The organism is Nocardia sp. NPDC052001 (assembly GCF_040680615.1).
GTDB lineage: Bacteria > Actinomycetota > Actinomycetes > Mycobacteriales > Mycobacteriaceae > Nocardia.
The window spans coordinates 492,620-512,541 of record NZ_JBFAXC010000001.1; the positions used below are offsets into that span (position 1 = coordinate 492,620).

Annotated in this window: 18 protein-coding genes; 11 read left to right on the forward strand and 7 right to left on the reverse strand. The window is 66.3% G+C overall.

The window, feature by feature from the left end:
* Positions 1-124: 124 nt before the first annotated feature.
* The 3 genes from AB0L82_RS02285 to AB0L82_RS02295 all read right to left on the reverse strand — a co-directional run bounded on the left by AB0L82_RS02285 (position 125) and on the right by AB0L82_RS02295 (position 3,476).
* Positions 125-1,840: an MFS transporter gene (locus AB0L82_RS02285; RefSeq protein WP_364629725.1), complete on the reverse strand. Its 1,716-nt coding sequence runs from the start codon at positions 1,838-1,840 to the stop codon at positions 125-127.
* 79 nt (positions 1,841-1,919) lie between these two features.
* Positions 1,920-2,570 carry a PadR family transcriptional regulator gene (locus AB0L82_RS02290; RefSeq protein ID WP_364629728.1) on the reverse strand — a complete coding sequence of 217 codons (651 nt, stop codon included), beginning with the start codon at positions 2,568-2,570 and terminating at the stop codon, positions 1,920-1,922.
* A gap of 69 nt (positions 2,571-2,639) precedes the next feature.
* Complete coding sequence (locus AB0L82_RS02295; RefSeq protein ID WP_364629731.1) at positions 2,640-3,476, reverse strand: IclR family transcriptional regulator; 837 nt, start codon at positions 3,474-3,476, stop codon at positions 2,640-2,642.
* 248 nt (positions 3,477-3,724) lie between these two features.
* Here AB0L82_RS02295 and AB0L82_RS02300 point away from each other — a divergent pair, with 248 nt between their 5' ends.
* The 7 genes from AB0L82_RS02300 to AB0L82_RS02330 all read left to right on the forward strand — a co-directional run bounded on the left by AB0L82_RS02300 (position 3,725) and on the right by AB0L82_RS02330 (position 10,111).
* On the forward strand, positions 3,725-4,237 hold the full coding sequence (locus AB0L82_RS02300; protein WP_364629734.1) for a flavin reductase family protein: 513 nt from the start codon (positions 3,725-3,727) through the stop codon (positions 4,235-4,237).
* Positions 4,238-4,322: 85 nt separating this feature from the next.
* A complete protein-coding gene (locus tag AB0L82_RS02305; protein WP_364629737.1) occupies positions 4,323-5,477 on the forward strand; it encodes a Rieske 2Fe-2S domain-containing protein in 1,155 nt (384 codons plus the stop codon).
* Positions 5,478-5,488: 11 nt separating this feature from the next.
* Complete coding sequence (locus tag AB0L82_RS02310; protein ID WP_364629740.1) at positions 5,489-5,734, forward strand: hypothetical protein; 246 nt, start codon at positions 5,489-5,491, stop codon at positions 5,732-5,734.
* Between the two features lie 32 nt (positions 5,735-5,766).
* Positions 5,767-6,873 carry a ferredoxin--NADP reductase gene (locus AB0L82_RS02315; protein ID WP_364629743.1) on the forward strand — a complete coding sequence of 369 codons (1,107 nt, stop codon included), beginning with the start codon at positions 5,767-5,769 and terminating at the stop codon, positions 6,871-6,873.
* A gap of 19 nt (positions 6,874-6,892) precedes the next feature.
* A complete protein-coding gene (locus AB0L82_RS02320; protein WP_364629745.1) occupies positions 6,893-7,771 on the forward strand; it encodes a VOC family protein in 879 nt (292 codons plus the stop codon).
* 98 nt (positions 7,772-7,869) lie between these two features.
* On the forward strand, positions 7,870-9,078 hold the full coding sequence (locus AB0L82_RS02325; protein ID WP_364629748.1) for an LLM class flavin-dependent oxidoreductase: 1,209 nt from the start codon (positions 7,870-7,872) through the stop codon (positions 9,076-9,078).
* Between the two features lies 1 nt (position 9,079).
* Positions 9,080-10,111, forward strand: coding sequence for a zinc-binding dehydrogenase (locus AB0L82_RS02330; protein WP_364629751.1), 1,032 nt, complete (start codon positions 9,080-9,082; stop codon positions 10,109-10,111).
* Between the two features lie 56 nt (positions 10,112-10,167).
* Here AB0L82_RS02330 and AB0L82_RS02335 read toward each other — a convergent pair whose 3' ends face one another.
* Positions 10,168-11,010: an SAM-dependent methyltransferase gene (locus tag AB0L82_RS02335; protein ID WP_364629754.1), complete on the reverse strand. Its 843-nt coding sequence runs from the start codon at positions 11,008-11,010 to the stop codon at positions 10,168-10,170.
* 109 nt (positions 11,011-11,119) lie between these two features.
* Positions 11,120-12,814: a nitroreductase family deazaflavin-dependent oxidoreductase gene (locus tag AB0L82_RS02340; protein ID WP_364629756.1), complete on the reverse strand. Its 1,695-nt coding sequence runs from the start codon at positions 12,812-12,814 to the stop codon at positions 11,120-11,122.
* Positions 12,815-12,933: 119 nt separating this feature from the next.
* Between AB0L82_RS02340 and AB0L82_RS02345 the strand changes: the two genes are divergently transcribed.
* Positions 12,934-13,512: a TetR/AcrR family transcriptional regulator gene (locus AB0L82_RS02345; RefSeq protein WP_364629759.1), complete on the forward strand. Its 579-nt coding sequence runs from the start codon at positions 12,934-12,936 to the stop codon at positions 13,510-13,512.
* A 49-nt stretch (positions 13,513-13,561) separates the two neighbouring features.
* On the opposite strand, the gene AB0L82_RS02350 is transcribed toward AB0L82_RS02345, so the two are convergent.
* Positions 13,562-14,419 carry a ribokinase gene (locus AB0L82_RS02350; RefSeq protein WP_364629762.1) on the reverse strand — a complete coding sequence of 286 codons (858 nt, stop codon included), beginning with the start codon at positions 14,417-14,419 and terminating at the stop codon, positions 13,562-13,564.
* Between the two features lie 81 nt (positions 14,420-14,500).
* The gene (locus AB0L82_RS02355; RefSeq protein WP_364629765.1) at positions 14,501-16,027 is read right to left on the reverse strand and encodes an MFS transporter; all 1,527 of its coding nucleotides are present in this window, start codon (positions 16,025-16,027) and stop codon (positions 14,501-14,503) included.
* A gap of 226 nt (positions 16,028-16,253) precedes the next feature.
* Between AB0L82_RS02355 and AB0L82_RS02360 the strand changes: the two genes are divergently transcribed.
* From AB0L82_RS02360 to AB0L82_RS02370, 3 genes are read left to right on the forward strand one after another with little or no spacing between them, the layout of a single operon-like run.
* Complete coding sequence (locus AB0L82_RS02360; protein ID WP_364629768.1) at positions 16,254-17,522, forward strand: glutamate-5-semialdehyde dehydrogenase; 1,269 nt, start codon at positions 16,254-16,256, stop codon at positions 17,520-17,522.
* Positions 17,483-18,427, forward strand: coding sequence for a MoxR family ATPase (locus AB0L82_RS02365; RefSeq protein WP_364629771.1), 945 nt, complete (start codon positions 17,483-17,485; stop codon positions 18,425-18,427). The genes AB0L82_RS02360 and AB0L82_RS02365 overlap by 40 nt, the downstream gene beginning before the upstream one ends.
* Position 18,428: 1 nt before the next feature.
* Complete coding sequence (locus AB0L82_RS02370) at positions 18,429-19,922, forward strand: VWA domain-containing protein (protein ID WP_364629774.1); 1,494 nt, start codon at positions 18,429-18,431, stop codon at positions 19,920-19,922.

The window sequence follows — 19,922 nt, forward strand, 5'->3', positions numbered from 1 at the left end:
AATAGAAATATGCGGGGCGCGGAACAGCGAGGTGGGGTCCCGGTCACCGGATGGCAATACCGCCCGAAGACAAAAAATATGGCCCGGAGGCAATAAGCCTCCGGGCCATACAACCGGCCGCGAATCAGTGCGCGGTACCGCCCGTTGCGGGGGAGCGACCGGCCTTCATGATGATCGCGCCGACCAGCGCGAGCGCCGAGGTGGCCGCGATCACGTAGAAGCTGATCTCATATCCCTTGTCGGCGAACAACATCGGGATTTCCTTGGTGACCGTGGGCGCGCCCAGCACCGTCACATCCGCCTTCACCGGATTGGCGTTGAGGAAGGCGGTGGCGACCGCCAGACCCAGGGCCGCGCCCATGGCCTGCATGACGCCGAGCATGCCCGCGCTGATGCCCTGCTGTTCCGCGGGCACCGCCTCGACCATGAGATTCGGTGTGGCCGCGTAGTAGAGGCCGAACGCGATACCGAACACCGCGCTGATCGCGGCCTGCATACCCCAGCCGTGCGAGGTCGCGCCGTAGGCCAGCGCCGCGCCGACGAAGATCACCAGTGCGAACACCAGCGGCTGCCGTCCACCCGAGCGCCGGATCCACAGACCGCCGAGGAAGCCGAAGAGCATGGCGATCAGGGATTGCGCGAGGGTGATGTGCGTGGCGAACTTCAGCAGGCTGAATCCGTCACCGTACGAATAGCCCGGCTGCAGTTGCACATCCACCATATTCGGCGGCAGCTGCGCGTAGACGGCCTCCGGCGGCACCTTCACCGCACCCGGCGGCAGTTCCACACCCGGCGGCAGCGCGGCCTTGGCCTGCGCTTCGGCCTGCGCCTGCGCCTGTGCCAGCGCACCGGCCTTGACCTGATCCCAGGTGGCGGTCTTGACCTGCTCGACGACCTCCGCCGACGGCGGCGACTGCGTCATATAGCCGGTCGCGTAGGACTGGTAGCCGATCATGAACGACGCCAGCAGCGCGATGAACAGCAGCACGCTCACCCGCGGGGTGAACAGCAGCTTCATATCCATGATCGGTTGCGAGACACGCTTTTCCACGATCGGGAAGATGGCCAGCAGCGCGAGGCCGCCGATCAGCCAGGCCAGCGAGGTCGGCTTACTCCAGCCCCACTGCTGCCCGTTGTCCAGGTAGACCAGGGTGAGCACCAGACCCGCGCCGAGCAGGGTCGCACCGACCAGATCGAGCTTCTGTGGCACCCGCAGCTTGGACTCCGGCACGATCGCGATCACCAGCGGAATCATCACGACGGTGAAGGCGAACAGGAACCAGAAGATGGCGCGCCAGCTGTGGCTCTCCACGATCCAGCCGCCGATCAGCGGTCCGGCCAGCGCGGAAACGCCGAGGCCGGTGGAGGCGACACCGAGGCCGACCGGAACCAGCTTGCGCGGCATCAGGTCTCGAATGAGGCCGTACGAGATGACCGCCGTCGCAATGGCGGTGGCCTGCAGGCCGCGGCCGATCAGGAACAGGCCCCAGTTGCTGGTGACGGCGCAGATGGCGCAGCCGATCATGAACAGCACACCGCAGACCAGGAACATCCGCTTCTTGCCGACGATGTCGGAGAGCTTGCCGATGATCGGCGAGGTGGCGGCGCCGACGACGCCGAAGATGATGATGGCCCAGTTGATGTTCGCGCCATGGCTCGGGAACGTCGGTGCGATTTGGCGCAGCGCGGCCGAGACCATCACGTACTGCATGGGCGCGACCTCGGTGAACAGCACGATCACCGCGAGGACGGAGAAGATCCGAAGCTTTGACGCACCGTCGAGGCGACCGGTGTCGTCGATGGTGCCGGTGGGCACCTCAGGGGCGACGGAGGTGGACATATTGCGTCCTCCAGTGGGTAGGTAACACGATTGGTGAACCGTGTCACAGCCCGGGGCCGCCGCCTATGGACTAATCCGCTCAGTGGGAATTCTTCGAATTCTCTCTACCAGTGGCTTTCTTGCGGCTACGCTGCTTCGCCAGCTTGTCCAGATCGGTCAGCAGGTCCTGCGCGAATTCGCGTTCGGCCTCGTAATGGCGTACGCACCACCGCAGTACCGCGCTCGGGTACGCCCACTCCGGATTGGCGTCCGCGCCGTCCGCGTCGATCTGCGCGCGCCGCTGCATCTTCTCCGCGTAATCGATGTGCTGGGTGAGGATTTCGCGCATGCGATCGGGTTCGGCGAGATGGCCCAGCCAAGCCCGCAGCATCACACTGTGTTTGAGCACCGGGGCTTCGACGGGGGAGTGATTCACCCAGTGCGAGGCCGCTTCCCGGCCGCTGTCGGTAATGGCGTACATGCGTTTGCCGCGCATGCCGTCCTCGGAGACCACGGTTCGCGAGGTGGCGTAACCGTGCTTCTCCAATCGTTTGAGTTCGGCGTAGATCTGACTGAACGACGGACTCCAGTAGAAGAACTGCAGGGACCAGTCCGCCCACTTCTTCAGGTCGTAACCGGAGAGTTCATCGGCGTGCGAGAGCATGCCGAGTACCGCCCAGGCCGTGGTCGGCAGCTCCGGAATCGACTGCGGCTCTTCGCCGTTCGTACCGTGCGCCGCGCCATCGGTCATGGCTGAAGGGAATCGCCCCCGCATAGGACTGCCTTTTCTGTTCAAGGAAAGGAAGAGGACCCGATTGGATCAGCGCCAGTGCGCGCGACGCGGGAACAGCGTGCGACCGGCCTCGTGCGCGACCTCGAGCACGACGCGGGCCAGCCGGTCATAGCTCATACCGTCGGCGCGACCCGAGAGCGACAGTGCGGCGGGTGCGGTGCCCCGGCCGCGCAGCGGCGCTGCGACACAGGCGATTCCGACCACGGCCTCTTCGCGATCGATGGCAACGCCCTGGCGCATGCGGATCTGCGCGAGTTCGCGCGAGAGCGCCTCGGGCTCGCAGATGGTGCGCGGGGTCAGGCGCGGCAGGCGGTTGCGCAGGGCGGCCTCGGCGATATTGGGCTCGAGACAGGCGAGCATGGCCTTGCCGACACCGGTGGCGTGCGCGGGCATGCGGCCGCCGAGCCGGGTGGGCAGACTGGCGGCGAAGCGGCCGCCGGCCTTGTCCAGGTAGACCACATCGCGACCGTCGAGCACCGCGAGGTGGCCGACCATGCCGGTGCGCTGGCTCAGTTCGTGCAGCAGCGGGCTGACGGCATCGCGAATCTCATTGTGGTCGGCGGTGAGTCCGCCGAGTTCGAGGGCACGCATGCCCAGGCGGTAACCGCCGGAGGTGTGCGCGAGCCAGCGCAGCTTGATCATCTGATCGAGGATGCGGTGCACGGTCGAACGCGGCAGACCGGTGCGCTCGACCAGGCCGAGCAGGGTGAGCGTGGGGGTGGAGGCGTCGAATGCGTCCAGAATGAGCGTCATCCGCTCGATCATCGAGACCGGAACCTCGGCGCCGGAGTTACGAGACTCCTTGGCGCGCACGGGCGAGTGAGTGTTGCGCGCTTCCGCCGAGGGGAGCATGGCGACGGACATTTGAGCCTCCGTTGGTGCAGACATCCAGTCTAGGGATATGCCGATTAGGTATGTATCGAGTTCGGACCTTGTGCTACCCATCACAGTGCCCTGGGCCACACCGGAGGGAATCGGGAGAACTACGTAGCTTTTGTCCCGTTCTACGGATTCATGTCTCGGTGACCGAACCCCGATATTGACGCCTCCCCGCGCTGACCTGCTGTTATGACTGGCAGCCATATTTCGAACCGAAATAAGAGGGAGTCGCCGTGGAACCGGTGCTGGAGGTGGATCGGGTGTCTACGGAGATCGATCAGGCAGCGTTCAAAGCAGTGCTGGGGCGCTTCGCCTCCGGGGTCACTGTGATTACCGCCATTGACGAGGGGAAGCCCGTGGGGTTCGCCTGCCAGTCCTTCGCATCGCTGTCCATCGATCCGCCGCTGGTGAGTTTCTTCCCCGCGCGCACCTCGAGCACCTGGCCGCGCATTCGCCGCGCCGGGCGCTTCACCGTCAATATCCTGGCCGACCATCAGGATCAGATCTGCCGTCAGCTCGGGCGTCCGGGCGCGGACAAGTTCGAGGGCGTCGAATGGACTGCCTCCGAGAACGGTTCGCCGCTGCTGACCGGTGCGCTGGCAACCATCGATTGCGAACTCCACGATGAGGTCGACGGCGGTGACCACACCGTGGTCATTGCCCGCGTGACCGGTCTGAACGAGCATTCCGAGGCCACCCCGCTGCTCTTCTACCGCGCGGCCTTCGGTCGTCTCGCACACCAGTAGCAACCTCCCGGCCAGTGGGACAGCCATTGTCACCGGCGTCACATCGGCCGCAACCATCAATACAAGGCAAGGGAGAGGAATTCACATGACCACCACCGACGGTGCCGCGGAAGTGCGAGTGATCGACGCGGGCGCACCGCCCACCCGATTCGCGCGCGGCTGGCACTGCCTGGGGCTGGCCGAGGACTTCCGGGACGGAAAGCCGCACGCCATCAAGGCATTCGGCACCGAGATCGTGGTGTTCGCGGCCGAGGACGGCAGCCTGAACGTGCTCAACGCCTACTGCCCGCATATGGGCGGCAATCTGGCCGACGGCACCGTCAAGGGTGATTCGCTGGCCTGCCCGTTCCACGATTGGCGCTGGAACGGTAAGGGCAAGTGCACCGGCATCCCGTACGCGCGCCGGGTTCCGCCGCTGGCCCGCACCAAGGCGTGGCCGACCATGGTCGAGAACAAGCAGCTCTTCGTATGGAACGACCCGGAGGGCAAGCAGCCCCCGGCCGAGGTCGCCATCCCGCGCATCGACGCCGCGTTCGACGATCAGTGGACCGACTGGACCTGGAATTCGATGATAGTGGACGCCAACTGCCGCGAGGTCATCGACAACGTGGTGGATATGGCGCACTTCTTCTACGTGCACTACGGGTTCCCGACGTTCTTCAAGAATGTCTTCGAGGGGCACACCGCCAGCCAGTACATGACCTCGGTATCGCGCGAGGACATGATGGGCGCGACCGCGAAAGCCCTGGGCGGCAAGAACGTTCTGCAATCCGAGGCGGCGTACTACGGGCCCTCCTACATGATCGATTACCTCAAGAGCGAGAGCGCCAACGGCCTCGTCGTCGAGGGCTACCTGATCAACTGCCACTACCCGATCAACGAGAACCAGTTCGTGCTCATGTACGGCGCGATCGCCAAGAAGCCCTCCGGCGTCTCGCCCGAGCAGGCCGATGAGATCGCCGAGAAGTTCGTCGGCGGGCTCGGCAAGGGCTTCGAACAGGACGCGAATATCTGGAAGCGCAAGTCGCGCATCAACAATCCGCTGCTGTGCGAGGAGGACGGGCCGGTCTACCAGCTGCGTCGCTGGTACGAGCAGTTCTACACCGATGCCGCGGCCGTCACCGAGGAGATGACCACCCGCTTCGAATTCGAGGTGGACACCACCCGCGCGGTCACCGCCTGGGAGGCCGAAGTCGCGGACAACCTGGCCAAGCGTGCCGCCGCCGCAGCAAACGCCTGAAAGGCACTGCCATGGATAAGGTTTCGTGCCGGTCCTGCGGGACCTGCGTGCTGGTGGAGAAATTCAGCCCCCAGCACACCAGCGTGCAATGGAATAACGCCGCCGTGGCGGCCTGCACGGAGCTCTCCACCACCGGCCTGAGGTCGCATACCTGCCACGCCCTGCGCGACAGCATCGACGCCGCGGTGGCGGCGGGCGAGCTGGGTTCGAGCACCCGCGATGTGGATGTGCTGACCCGCGGCCGGACCTTGGCCTGATCGAAATACACAGCACAGGAATGGAACTGGCGATGACCGTGACCGACATCGAACCGGATGCGACCGAGCTCGAGGCCGAGTTGGAGACAGCGCAACAGGCCGATGGCATCGCGTCGGTGCGGATCGTGCGCGTGGTGCGGGAGACCGATGACGCGGTATCGCTGGAGCTCGCGCCGGATGACGCCCATGCCGGGCGGTTCGGGTACAAGCCGGGGCAGTTCCTGACGCTGCGCATTCCGAGTGAGCTGACCGGGTCGGTGAGCCGGTGCTATTCGCTGTCCAGTGCGCCGCACGAGGATGGGCCGCTCAAGGTCACCGTCAAGCGGACGATCGAGGGCTACGGCTCGAACTGGTTGTGTGACAACGCGGTCGAGGGGATGTCCCTCGATGTGCTGCCACCCGCCGGGCTGTTCACGCCCGGTTCGCTGGATACCGATCTGCTGCTGTTCGGCGGCGGCAGCGGTATCACCCCGGTGCTGTCCATCCTGAAATCCGCGCTGGCGCAGGGCACCGGACACGTCACGCTGGTCTACGCCAACCAGCATGAGAACTCGGTGATCTTCGCCGCTGAACTGGCGGAACTGGCTGCCGCACACCCGGATCGGCTGCTGGTGCTGCACTGGCTGCAATCGGTACAGGGCCTGCCCACAGTGGAACAGCTTGCCGCGCTGGCCAAGCCGTGGGCCGAGCGTGAGGCGTTCGTCTGCGGACCCGCGCCGTTCATGGACGCGGTGAGCGCCGCCATGGCTTCGCTCGGCGCGGATCGCAAGCGCGTGCACTCGGAGAAGTTCGTCTCGCTGTCCGGCAATCCCTTCGAAACCGACGGCACCGCCGTCGATATCGACGCCGCCGCGGCCGATGGTGACAATGCGACCGTCAAAGTCGAACTCGACGGTGAAAACCACGAATTCACCTGGCCGCGCAAGCAGACACTGTTGGATGTGCTGCTCGCCAAGGGCTTGGAAGCACCTTTCTCCTGTAAGGAAGGCGCGTGCAGCGCATGCGTGTGCCGAGTGGTCTCCGGCGAAGTCACCATGCGGCGCAATGAAGTGCTCGAAGACGCCGATCTGGAAGACGGCTATGTGCTGGCCTGCCAGGCGGTTCCGGTGACCGACGACGTTTCCGTCACCTATTCCTGAGATATCGAGGAGTACAAACATGGCTGCTTTCAGCTCTCTCGGCTACGTGCGGGCCCGCATCGCGGATGTGCAGGCGTGGCGCGAATTCGCGTTCGACACCATCGGTTTCGCCGAAGGCACCGGACCCAATCCGGAGTCGATCTACCTGCGCACCGATGAGCACACCTACCGCCTGGAATTGGTGCCCGGTGAACGCGATGAGGTCATCGCGGTCGGCTGGCAGGTCGCGGACACCCGCTCGCTCGCCCTGGTGCGCGAGACCCTGGAGAAGGCCGGAATCGCCGTCGCCACACTGAGTGTCGAGGACGCCGCGAACCGGCACGTCGAGGAGGCCATCAGCTTCGTCGATCCGTCCGGCTTCACCATCGAGGTCTTCCACGGCCCGCTGCTCGATCACACCCCGGTGCTGACCAAACACGGCGCGCGTTTCATCAACGGTGATCTGGGCCTGGGGCATGTGGTGCTGCCGGTGCGCGATATCGAGGACGCGCGCAAGTTCTACACCGAGGTACTGGGTTTCGCCTCGCGCGGTTCCTTCCGCGTCGGCCCGCCCGGACATCCCATCTGGATTCGCTTCATGGGAGTGAACCCGCGCCATCACAGCCTCGCGCTGATTCCGGGCAGCCGTCCGGACGGACCGGGCATCGTGCACATCATGGTCGAGGTCGACTCACTCGACGATGTGGGCCGCGCGCTGGATCGCGTCACCAAGGCGGGCTACCACCTGTCCTCCACGCTGGGGCGGCACACCAACGACAAGATGATCTCCTTCTACGTCCGCACCCCCGGCAACTGGGACCTCGAATTCGGTTGCGAGGGAATGCTGGTCGGCGACGACTACGTCGCCGAGGAGATGACCGCGGACAGCTACTGGGGCCACGAATGGGCTAGGGGCTGACCCGCCCGCACAGACCCGGCCGCGCCTCCGCCAGAGCCCCGGCGGGGGCGCGGCCGTTTCGGAGCACAACTGAATACATCGCAAAGGAGCGTCGAAAGTTGTCTCTGCCCACTGCATCCGGACCCACGCGGTTCGGATTCTTCATCGCGCCCTACCACCCGTTGAACGGCAATCCCACATTGCAGATCCAGCGGGATCTGCAATTGGTCGAGCTCGCGGATGAGCTCGGATATCAGGAAGCCTGGGTCGGCGAACATCATTCCGCCGGAATGGAAATCATCGCCGCGCCCGAGGTCTTCCTCGCGGCGGCCGCCGAGCGCACCAGCCGAATCCGGCTGGGCACGGGCGTGAATTCGCTGCCCTACCACCAGCCCATGATGCTGGCCGATCGGCTCTGCCTGCTCGATCACCTCACCAAGGGTCGCGTCATGATGGGCATCGGCCCGGGGCAGCTCGCCTCGGACGCCTCCATGATGGGGGTGCCGCAACCGCGCCAGCGCGACATGATGCACGAATCCATGGACACCATCGTGCGATTGCTGCGCGGGGAGGCCGTCACCGCCAAGACGGACTGGTTCGAGCTCAATGAGGCTCGGCTGCAATTGCTGCCGTATCAGCGGGGCGGACTGGAAATGGCGGTGGCATCGACCATTTCGCCATCGGGTTCGGTGCTGGCCGGAAAGCACGGCGCGGGGCTGCTGTCCCTCGCGGCGTCGGATCCCTCCGGATATGAAGCGCTGCTGCCGAATTGGAAGGTCTACGAACAGGCCATGGCGGCGAGCGGGCATACCGTGGATCGGTCCAAGTGGCGGCTCGTCGCGCCCATGCATATCGCCGAGACCCGGGAACAGGCGCGCCGCGAAGCCGAATGGGGCGTCGGGCATTTGGTGGATTACATCAAGCGGCTCAGCGGGATGGACGTGCCGTGGGGCGATACCGCCGCCGAGGCGATCGAACAGTGGACCGGTCCCGGCTTCCCCGCCTTCGGCCGCGCCACCATCGGCTCACCCGATGACGCCATCGAGGCCATCGAAGCGCTCGCCGAACAGTCCGGCGGATTCGGTACTTTCCTGGTGCTGGCGCTCAACGTCGCCGATCCGGAAGCCTCCCGACGGTCGGTGAAACTGTTCGCCGAGCACGTGATCCCGCATTTCACCGGCGCGAATCGCAGTCGCATCGCCTCGCTGGATTGGGCCAACGCGAACAGCGAACGCCTCATGTCCGGTATGCGCGCGGGTGTGGAAGCCGCGTTCGAACGGCACGGCCAGGCCCTGGCAGCTGCCCTGACACCCGCTGAAGGGAAGTGACATGCGCGCGGTAGTGATGCGCAATCGCAAGCTCATCGTCGACGAGGTGCCCGATCCGGTGCCCGGTCCCGGTCAGGTGCTGGTCGAGACGATCGCCTGCGGTATCTGCGGCTCGGATAAAGCCGCCCTCGATTACACCGATGAATTCCTGCAGGCATCCCGCGACAGCGGTGTGCCGACCTTCCTGTTCGATCCGTGCCGCGACATGGTGATGGGTCATGAACTGTCGGCCCGGGTTATCGGCGCGGGTCCGGACACTCCATTCGTGGAGGGCCAGAACGTCGTTGCCCTGCCGTGGGCGCTGGACTCCGCCGGTGGCATTCACGGCGTCGGCTACTCCAACGATTTCCCGGGCGGCTTCGGCGAGCGAATGGTGTTGCAGGCCATGGCCTTGGAGCCCATTCCCGAACATGTGCCCCCGCACGTGGCGGCGATGACCGAACCGCTCGCCGTCGGTTTCGGCAATGTGGCGCGCACCGGTATCGGTCCCGAGGGCACCGGCATCGTCATCGGTTGCGGCCCAGTCGGTTTGGGTGCGGTGGCCGCCCTGGTCGAACGCGGCGTCGCCCCCATCGTCGCCTCCGACCCGTCCAAACTCCGCCGCGAAGCCGCACTGCGCCTGGGCGCACACCGCGTGGTGGATCCGGCCGTGGAAGACCCCGTCGAGGTATGGCAGGAATTGGCCTCCCCCGGCCAGCAACTGCACGTCTGGGTCTGCGCCGGCGTCCCCGGCCTCCTCAACGACCTCATGTACAAGGTCCCCAGGGAAACCAAGATCCTGCAAATCGGCTCGATCATGACCGACGATGTCATCCGCCCGATCGTAGGCATCTACAAAGACATCTCCCTCCAAATGTGCATGGTCTACCCCCACGAGGAATACGCCAAAACCCTGCACCGCATAGCCGACGGCGTAATAGACGCCGAATCCCTCATCACCACCCAGGTAGGTTTCGACGACGTCTCCGACGCCATAGAATCCCTCCGCCACCCCGACGACCACATCCAAATCCTCGTCCGCCCCAACCTGTAGTCCCCCGAACAGCGCAGACCCGATGCCAGACGGGTCGGCGTTGTCGGGAGCACCACTCAGTCCGCGACGACTACAGCCCGCACGAGTCGGCACAAATCCGCGGGGTGCAGCGAGTCGGTGCGCCGCCAAAGTGCCGGATCGACCGCGTCGCGCTGCGAAACATGTTCCGCCACGGCGAATCCATGTTTGCCCAGCAGTTCGGAGAGTGTCTCGGGGGAGTAGTAGCTCAACCATGGCTCGCCCTGTTCGGCGGCGGCTGGAAGTGCGAATTCGGCGTAGGCGGTACCGGATTCGTCGCGCAGTTCGGCTGGCAGCGCGTACTCCATCACCAGTTCGGTGCCGGGAGCGAATCCACTGAGGACCGCCAGCGTTGCCGCGATCGCCGATTCGGTCAAATACATGCTCACGCCGAGCCAGCTCACCAGGGCGGGCTTCTGCGCGTCGAAGCCGTGTGCGGCCAATTCCGCCGCCAGGTCATCGCGTTCGAAATCCACGCCGACGAATCGTGCGGCAGCACCATCGATTCGTGCGGCTTCGAGTAATTCCCGCTTCCATTGTTGTGTGGCAGGGTGATCGACCTCGAACACCGCGATCTCCCGGGCGAGCGGGGATCTGTAGGCGAAAGTATCCAGGCCCGCGCCGAGGATCACGTACTGCGGGAAGCCCGCAGCCGCACGTGTTTCGGTGTAGCTGCTGCGTGCGTTGACCTGCGCACGCGTCCCACACAGCACCACATGATCACCGAACTGCCGGTGATACCCGAGCACCTCTTCAGCGCGCCCACCGAGCAATTCGGCCGCCAGAGTGTCGCGAAACAGATACGGCTCACTATCCACCACAAGATGCGCCGCGCGCCCACCCGCCGCCATCATCGCGGTCCTACTGGGTCCGCCATCCATAGAATTCTCCTGCACCATCGTCGGGAAAACCGATGCTAGACAGGAAAATTGGATTTCGCATTCAGCATATCACACGAAAATAAATATCCGATAACGCAATTCGCCCGTTTCAGTCGGCGAAGGTGATTCGGACGGTGATGGGGGTGGTTTGGAGGGCGGCGAAGGTGTTGGTGACGAGGGGGGCCAGGAGGGGGTGGGGGGCGAAGGTGCGGGCGCGGGCTACTACGTCGTCGTCGGGGAGGAGGGTGGCGGTGCCGGTGCGCCATTGGTTGCCTTGGCGGACGCGGATTTCGGGGTTGGCGGTGAGGTTGGCGCCCCAGCCGGAGCGGGTGCCGTGCTGGGAGATGACCCAGGCGCCCTTGTCGTCGAAGAGGACCGAGACGGGGACGCGGCGGGGTTGGCCGGATTTGCGGCCTACCGTTTCGATTTCGGTGGCCAGGGCGGTGCGGACGCCGACTCGGCTCAGGGCGCGGACGGTGGGGTTCAGGACGTAGCGGCCCATGGCGCGTTCGCGGCGGAACTTGGTGGCGTTCTTGTCGGGGGCGGAACCGGGGGAGCGTTTGCTGCGCAGGGCATCGAAACCGTTGCGGCGCAGCATGGTTACCGCGGTGCGCCAGGGAGAGCGCTCTGGATCCGGGTCGCTGCCCGCGCCGAGCAGATGCAGCTGATCGGTATGCCATTGCAGGTCCAGCGCACCGTCGAAGGCCTTGAGGCCGTTGTTCGAGGCGAGCTGCGGCGGCAGTTTCAGCGAAATCGCGGGGGCGTGCAGGCGGTCCGCGCCATTGAGGAGATCGGCTGCGGCGGAGGGGATTACGGCGGCGGGGCGGCCCAGGCCGACCAGATCGCAGTTGCCCTCGGCGATGGCCTCGGACATGGCGGCGTGCGAGCGGAAGCCGCCGGTGACCGCGATCGGCACCGCGCCCGCGGCCTGGCGGGCGGATTCGGCGTACTCGAGGAAGTACGCCTCGCGGGCCTTGGTGCTCGCCGCGACCGTGCGCGGGCGATTCAGCATGGCGGGGGATTCGTAACTGCCACCGCTGATTTCGATCAGATCCAGGCCCTCGGCGGAAAGCTGCTCGATCACCAGGCGCGATTCGTCCTCGGTGAAACCGCCGCGCTGGAAGTCGGCGGAATTGAGTTTGATGCCGACGCCGAAACCCGGACTCACCGACGCGCGAATGCCGCGCACCACCTCCAGCACGAAGCGGCGACGCCGCTCGGCATCCCCGCCCCACCCGTCGGTGCGCTGATTGGACAGCGGAGACAGGAACTGCGACACCAGGTATCCGTGCGCGCCGTGCACCTGCACGCCGTCGAATCCGGCGGCCTCCGCGACCCGCGCCGCGGTGCCGAAGCGGCGGATGATGTCGTGGATCTCGTCCTCGGTGAGCGCGCGCGGGGTGGGTACGCCAGGAATGCTGATGCCGATGGCCGAAGGTGCGACAGTGCGATTGCGGGTGACCAAGGGATTGGCCTGGCGGCCCGGATGATTCAACTGCATCCAGAGCTTCGCGCCGCCGTCTTTGCCCGCTTTGGCCCAGCTGGTCAGTGCTTCGAGGTGTCGTTCGTCCTCGATGGCCACATTGCCGGGTTCGCCCAGGTGGCGGCCGTCGACCATGACATTGCCGGTGACGATCAACCCGTACCCGCCGGTGCTCCAGCGCGCGTAGAGTCGTTGCAGCCGTTCGTCGGGGGCGAGGGCGGAATTGCCCAGTCCTTCGCTCAGCGCGGATTTCATCAAGCGGTTCGGGAGTACCTGGCCACTGGCCAGCGGCAGGGGATCGTGCAGGGTTTTGGTAGGCATGGGTGACCCCGATTCGTCGTCGAGTCAGTGGCGGCGGTCTACACTGGAAATGGTAGACCAATCGGTATATCTCGGACGGTAGTACACCGATCGGTATACGGCAAGGAAGGATGTAGTCCATGGGAGCCCGCGACCGCCTCATCGACAGCGCCATCGCCCTCATGCGCTGCAAAGGGATCGCCGGAACCGGAATCGCCCAATTACTCGAACACAGCGGCATCTCCCGGCGCTCGGTCTACCTGAACTTCCCCGGCGGCAAATCCGAACTCATCGCCGAGGCCACCCGGACCGCCGGCCAGGCGTCCAGCGCGCTCATGCGCACCCTCACCGCGGGCACCGATCTGGCCACCGTCATCGCCGCCTTCCCCGCCATGTGGCGCGAGGTCGTGGTCGCCAGCGATTTCACCGCGGGCTGCCCCATCGTGGCCGCGGCCCTGGGCCGCTCGGAATCCCCGGAAGCCGCCGATGTGGCGGGGGAGACCTTCATCGAATGGGAAAGCATCCTGGCCGAACGCCTCGAAGCCGAATCGGTCGCCCCGGAGACCGCCCGCTCCCTGGCCACCACCATCGTGGCGGCCGTCGAAGGCGCGGTCGTCATGTCTCTGGCCACCCGCTCCACCGATCCGCTGGAGCGCGCCGGAAAACAACTCGCCGACCTGGTCAGCATGCATACCGGCAAGAAAATCTCGGCCGCCTGAACATCCCGCGTGAACCGGCACGAAGGCCAGGATCGCGCGAGCGTCGAGATCAGCGGGAGAGCAGCCGCTCGATCTCGCGCTGCGTCGGAATCGATACGCTCGCACCGAGTTTCGTGGTGGCCAGCGCGCCCGCCGTGCACGCCCACGCCAGCGCGATCTCCGGACCCTCGTGCCAATGCGCCGCGAGCGCACCGGTGAACGTGTCCCCGGCTCCGGTGGTGTCGACCACCTCGACCCGAACTCCCGGCTGCGGCAGCGTGATTCCGTCCGGACCGCGATAGATCGCCCCGTCCGCACCGAGTGTGGTGATCACATGCGGAACACTATCCAGGACCGCGCCGAGCTGTGCCGCCTCACCCTCGTTCACCACCGCGATATCGATCTCGGCCCACAGCTCATCCGGAAGTTCGCGCACCGGTGAAGGATTCAGAATCACCACGGTGTCATTGGCCCGCGCGTGCCGAGCCGCCCGCAGCACGGTCGGCAGCGGAATCTCCAACTGGCACAGCAGCACATCGGCCTGTGCGATGGCCTCGAGATCCCCGACATCCAGCGCTGTCATCCGGGCATTGGCCCCGCCCACCACGATAATGCTGTTCTCACCACCGGAATCCACGATGATCGCCGCCACCCCGCTGGCCCCGCTCAATCGCCGCAGTCGCGAAACCTCCACTCCCGCATCGGAAAGCACCCCGCGCAGCTCATCGGCGAAGATGTCATCCCCGACCGCGCCGATGAACCCCACCGAGCCGCCGGCCCGCCGCGCCGCGATGGCCTGATTCGAGCCTTTCCCGCCGGGCACCAGTGCGAAGCTCTCCCCGGACACCGTCTCGCCGGGTTCCGGCCGCCGCCCCACGGTCGTCACCAGATCCATATTGATGCTGCCCACCACCACAATCCGCGCCATGAGCGTCACGGTAGTCGCCGATCCGCCGCCGACGACGCACCGAGCACACACGCGTCACCGCAAGTCTCGCCGCGGCGGGTGCTACGCCGGATGGTCGCCGCCGTCCGCCGGTACCGCCGCCCGGCCCGGCTCCAGCGGCGGCGCACCGATGGCGCAGTTCACCTTGCACTGCGGTGCGGCCGAGGCGGGCGCGGTGGCCAGGGCATCGTCCCGGACGGTGAAGAAGGCCAGCACCGCGGCCGCGACGACGATCACGACGCAGATCAGCAGCGCGATGCGGAAGCCGTGCTGGAAGGTCGACGGGTTGCCGTAGGCATCGCCGGTGAGCCCGGCCAGCGGTGGAATGGCAGCCACCGCAAGGAGTCCGGCGGCGCGCGCGACCGCGTTGTTGACCCCGCTGGCCACGCCCGCGTGCCGTTCGTCGGCGGTGGCGAGCACGGTCGCGGTGAGCGGAGCGACGGCCAGGGTCAGGCCGATGCCGAAGACGATCGCGGCGGGCAGCACCACGGTCACATACGAGGAGTGCTCGCCGATGCGGACCATCAGCAGCATGCCCAGCGCGGCCAGCAGTACGCCGAGGGTGATCGGTTTACGCGGTCCGATCCGCTGCGCCAGCGCACCGGCGCGCGCGGAGAACAGCAGCATGAGCACCGTGCCGGGCAGCAGTGCGGTGCCCGCCGCGATCGGGCTGAAACCCGACACCACCTGGAGGGTGAGCACCAGCAGGAAGAACACCACGCTCATCCCGCCGTACATGGCGAAGGTGACGACATTGATCGCGGTGAATTGTCTGGAGGCGAACACATCCACCGGAACCATCGGGGATGGGCCGTCGTCGCGCGCCGATCGTCTGCGCTCCACGAGCACGAACGCGATACCGGCCGCCACACCCGCCACCGCACTGCCGATCAGCAGCACGCGATCGGTGTCATGTTCGGGTGCGGTGGTCAGCGCGTAGGTGATTCCGGCCAGGCATAATGCGGCCAGCACCGCCCCGAGCACATCGAACTTCCCGTGCGCTCGCGGATCGTAGGTCTCGGGCACATGCCGTGCGGCGACCGCGATAACCACCAGTGCCAGTGGCACATTCAGCAGGAACACCCAGCGCCAGCCGACGTACTCGACCAGATAGCCGCCCAGGAACGGTCCGATCGCGCCCGCCACACCGCCGAGCCCGGACCACGCCCCGACCGCGCGAGCGCGATCCTGGGGTTCGAAGGACGCCTGGATGATCGCCAGCGATCCCGGTGTCAACAGCGCGCCGCCGACGCCCTGGAGCGCCCGCGCCGCGATCAACATCGAAATATCCTGTGCCGCACCGCAGAGCGCCGAGGCCAGCGCGAACCAGATGACGCCGATGATGAATACGCGGCGGCGGCCGTACCGGTCGCCGAGCGCACCACCCAGCAGAATCAAACCCGCGAGGGTGAGCGAATAGGCGTTGACGGTCCACTGCAATCCGGCCATCGACGCGCCGAATTCGTCACCGATCCTGGGCAGCGCCACATTCACGACGGTGGCGTCGAGCATCGCCATCCCGGAACCGAGCACCGTTGCCAGCAGAACCCAGCGTCCGGCGGCGGACGAGAGACGAATGCTCGCGGTCATGTGGTCACGGTAGCCCGCACCGCCGACACTCGCCGGTCTCGGGAAACCGGCCGGGTCGGCCGGTGTGTACGGGCCCGGTCCGCCGCACGCGGGCCTGTCGTGCGCGGCGGTGCGCAGCACTCGGCGCAGGCGGCACGAGAGGGCCGCCGTCTATCCCGGTGAGTCGCTCGAATAGCCGTTCGGGCCGGGTATATAGGCAGTACCCGGCGGTAAGTACGCTGTAGCCATGACTGTCTCGACCACCACTGAACTGGACGACGTCCGCGAGGTGGTGCATGCCGCGGCGCGCCGAGCCCGGGTGGCGTCGCGCACGCTCGCCCAGCTCACCACCGCGCAGAAGGACGCCGCACTGCACGCCGCGGCCGACGCGCTGCTCGCCGCCAAGGATCGTCTGCTCATCGCCAATGGCGAGGACATCGAGATCGCCCGGGCCGGGGGCACCGCGGAAGCGCAACTCGACCGGCTGCGCCTGACCGAGGCCCGCATCGACGGCATCGCGTCCGGACTGCGGCAGGTCGCCGGGCTGCCCGATCCGGTGGGTGATGTGGTGCGCGGTTCCACGCTGCCCAACGGCCTGGAGATCCGGCAGACGCGCGTCCCGCTCGGCGTGGTCGGCATGGTGTACGAGGCGCGCCCCAATGTCACCGTCGACGCCTTCGGGCTGACCTTGAAGTCCGGTAACGCGGCGCTGCTGCGCGGTTCCTCCTCGGCGGTGCGCTCGAATGTGGCGCTGGTGACCGTGCTGCGCGAAGCGCTTGCGGCGCAGGGCCTTCCGGAGGACGCGGTGCAGTTGCTGCCCGCCGACGACCGTTCCAGTGTCACCCATCTGATCCAGGCGCGCGGACTGGTCGACGTGGTCATTCCGCGCGGCGGCGCGGGCCTGATCAACGCCGTGGTGCGCGATGCCCTGGTGCCGACCATCGAGACCGGCACCGGCAACTGCCATATCTTCGTACATCGCGATGCCGATCTGGATATGGCCGAATCGATTCTGATCAATGCCAAGACCCGGCGGCCGAGCGTCTGCAATACCGCCGAGACGGTGCTCATCGACGCGGCCATCGCCGATACGGCCGTACCGCGTCTGATCAAGGCACTGGAGACCAGCGGCGTCACCATTCACGGTGATCTGCCCGGTCTGGTGCCCGCCACCGATACCGACTGGGCGGATGAGTACCTGTCCCTCGATATCGCGCTGAAGGTCGTCCCCGATCTGGACGCCGCCGTCGAGCACATCAACCACTGGGGCACCGGCCACACCGAGGCCATCGTCACCGGCGACCTCAAGGCCGCCCGCGAATTCACCGGCCGGGTGGACGCCGCCGCCGTCATGGTCAATGCTTCGACTGCGTTCACCGACGGTGAGCAGTTCGGCTTCGGCGCGGAGATCGGCATCTCCACGCAGAAATTGCACGCGCGCGGCCCCATGGGCCTGCCGGAACTGACCTCCACCAAATGGATCGTGTGGGGCGACGGCCAGATCCGGCCCGTCTAGCACTTCGAGGAAAGGCAGCACCCGTGGCTTCTACAGCACCGATCCAGGAGCCGATCTTCGCATCGGTCGACGATGTGATCGAACGCCTGGCCGGAACCGGCTACCTGGCCGATAAGGCCACCGCCACTTCGGTTTTCCTCGCGGACCGGCTCGGCAAACCACTGCTCATCGAAGGTCCGGCCGGTGTCGGCAAGACCGAGCTGTCCAAGGCGGTCGCCGAGGTCGCGGGCGCGGAACTGGTGCGCCTGCAATGCTATGAGGGCGTCGACGAATCGCGTGCGCTCTACGAGTGGAATCACGCCAAGCAGATCCTGCGCATCCAGGCGACCTCGGAAAACGATTGGGCCGAAACCAAAGCCGACGTCTTCACCGAGGAATTCCTGCTCTCGCGGCCGCTGCTCACCGCGATCCGGCGCACCGAGCCGACCGTGCTGCTCATCGACGAGACCGATAAGGCCGATGTCGAGATCGAGGGCCTGCTGCTCGAGATCCTGAGCGACTTCTCGGTCACCGTCCCGGAATTGGGCACCATCACCGCGACCCGCAAACCGTTCGTGGTGCTGACCTCCAATGCCACCCGCGAGCTGTCCGAGGCTCTGAAGCGGCGCTGTCTGTACCTGCACATCGACTTCCCGGATGAGGATCTCGAGCGCCGCATCCTGGCCAGCCGGGTGCCCGAGCTCAAGCCCGCCGTGGCCGCACAGCTGGTGCGGGTCGTGCACGTACTGCGCGGTATGCAGCTCAAGAAGCTACCCTCGGTCGCCGAGTCCATCGACTGGGCGCGCACGCTGATCGCCTTGGGCGCAAAGGATCTGGACGAGAAGACGGTGCGCGCGACGCTCGGTGTGGTGCTCAAACATCAGGCCGACCATCTGCGTGCGCAGTCCGAGCTGAAGCTGGCCTGAGATGGCCGGCTCGTCGAACAAATCCCGCGGGCTGGTCTCCGCGGCCATGCGCGCGGTGAGCGGTGCGCCCGCCGCCAAACCGCCAACGACGGCCGAGCCCACCGCCGAGTACGGATTCTCTGGACATCTGGTGGGGTTCGTGGAGGCGTTGCGCGCCAGGGGGATTCCGGTCGGGCCGTCCGAAACCGTCGACGCCGCACAGGTTGTCACCGTGCTGGATCTGATGGATCGGGAAGCGCTGCGGGAGGGGCTGGCGTGCGCGCTGCTGCGCCGCACCACCCAGCGCGCCACCTACGACGGACTGTTCGATCTGTGGTTCCCGGCCGCGCTCGGTGAGCGCGTCGGGGCCGAAGAGGTCGAGATCCCGTTGAAGCCCAATGGGGCCGTCGACATTATCGAGCTGCGAAAGATGCTGGCGGAGTTGCTGGTTCAGGACCCGTCCGGTGAGCAGGAGCGTCAACTGCAGGCGCTGGCGGCACAGATGGTCGAACAGATGGGCCAGTATCAGGCGGCGGGCGGTCCGTCGTTCTCCGCGTATCAGACGTTGAAGGATCTGCAGCCCGAAATCCTGGTGGCCAAACTGCTCGCCGGGCTCACCGCGGGTATGGACAACTCCGATTTCGACACCGAGGTCGCCCGGCGCACCGCGCGTCAGCGCATCAAGGGGTTCCGCGGCACCGTCGAAGCCGAAACCCGCCGTCGCGTCGCCGAGCGCATCGGGCGCGAACGCGTCGCCACGTACGGCGTCGCCCGCCAGGCCGAAGACGCCGACTTCCTGCGCATCTCACAGAACGAACTCGACGATCTGCGCCGCTCCAGTCAGCGCCTGGCTCGAATCCTGGCCTCCCGCTTGGCCGCTCGTCGTCGCCGCTCCCGTCGCGGTGAGATCGATCTGCGCAAGACGCTGCGCAAATCCATGTCCACCGGCGGTGTTCCCATCGATCTGGTGACTCGCAAACCCCGGCCCGGGCGTCCCGATCTCGTTCTGCTGTGCGATATCTCGGGGTCGGTGGCCGGTTTCTCCAGCTTCACCATGGTGCTGGTGAACGCGCTGCGCGAACAGTTCTCCCGCGTCCGCATTTTCGCGTTCGTGGACCGCTCCGATGAGGTGACCAAGCTCTTCGACTCGGTGACCCCACTGGATCAGAGCACCCGCCGCATTTTCACCGAAGCCGATGTCGTGGGTATCGAAGGCCACTCCGACTACGGCTCCGCCCTGGAAGGTTTCGCCGAGAACTTTCCCGACGCCGTCACCAGCCGCACCTCTCTGCTCATCCTCGGCGACGCCCGCAACAACTACCGCGATCCGGCCCTGGGTACCCTGGCCGACCTGGTAGCGGTCGCCAAACACGCCTACTGGCTCAACCCCGAAGCCGAAAAGATGTGGGGCACCGGCGATTCCGCCGCCAAGAAATACGCGGAAGTGATCGAGATGCACGAATGCCGCTCCGCCCGCCAACTCACCGCCGTAGTCGGCCGCCTACTACCCGTCTGA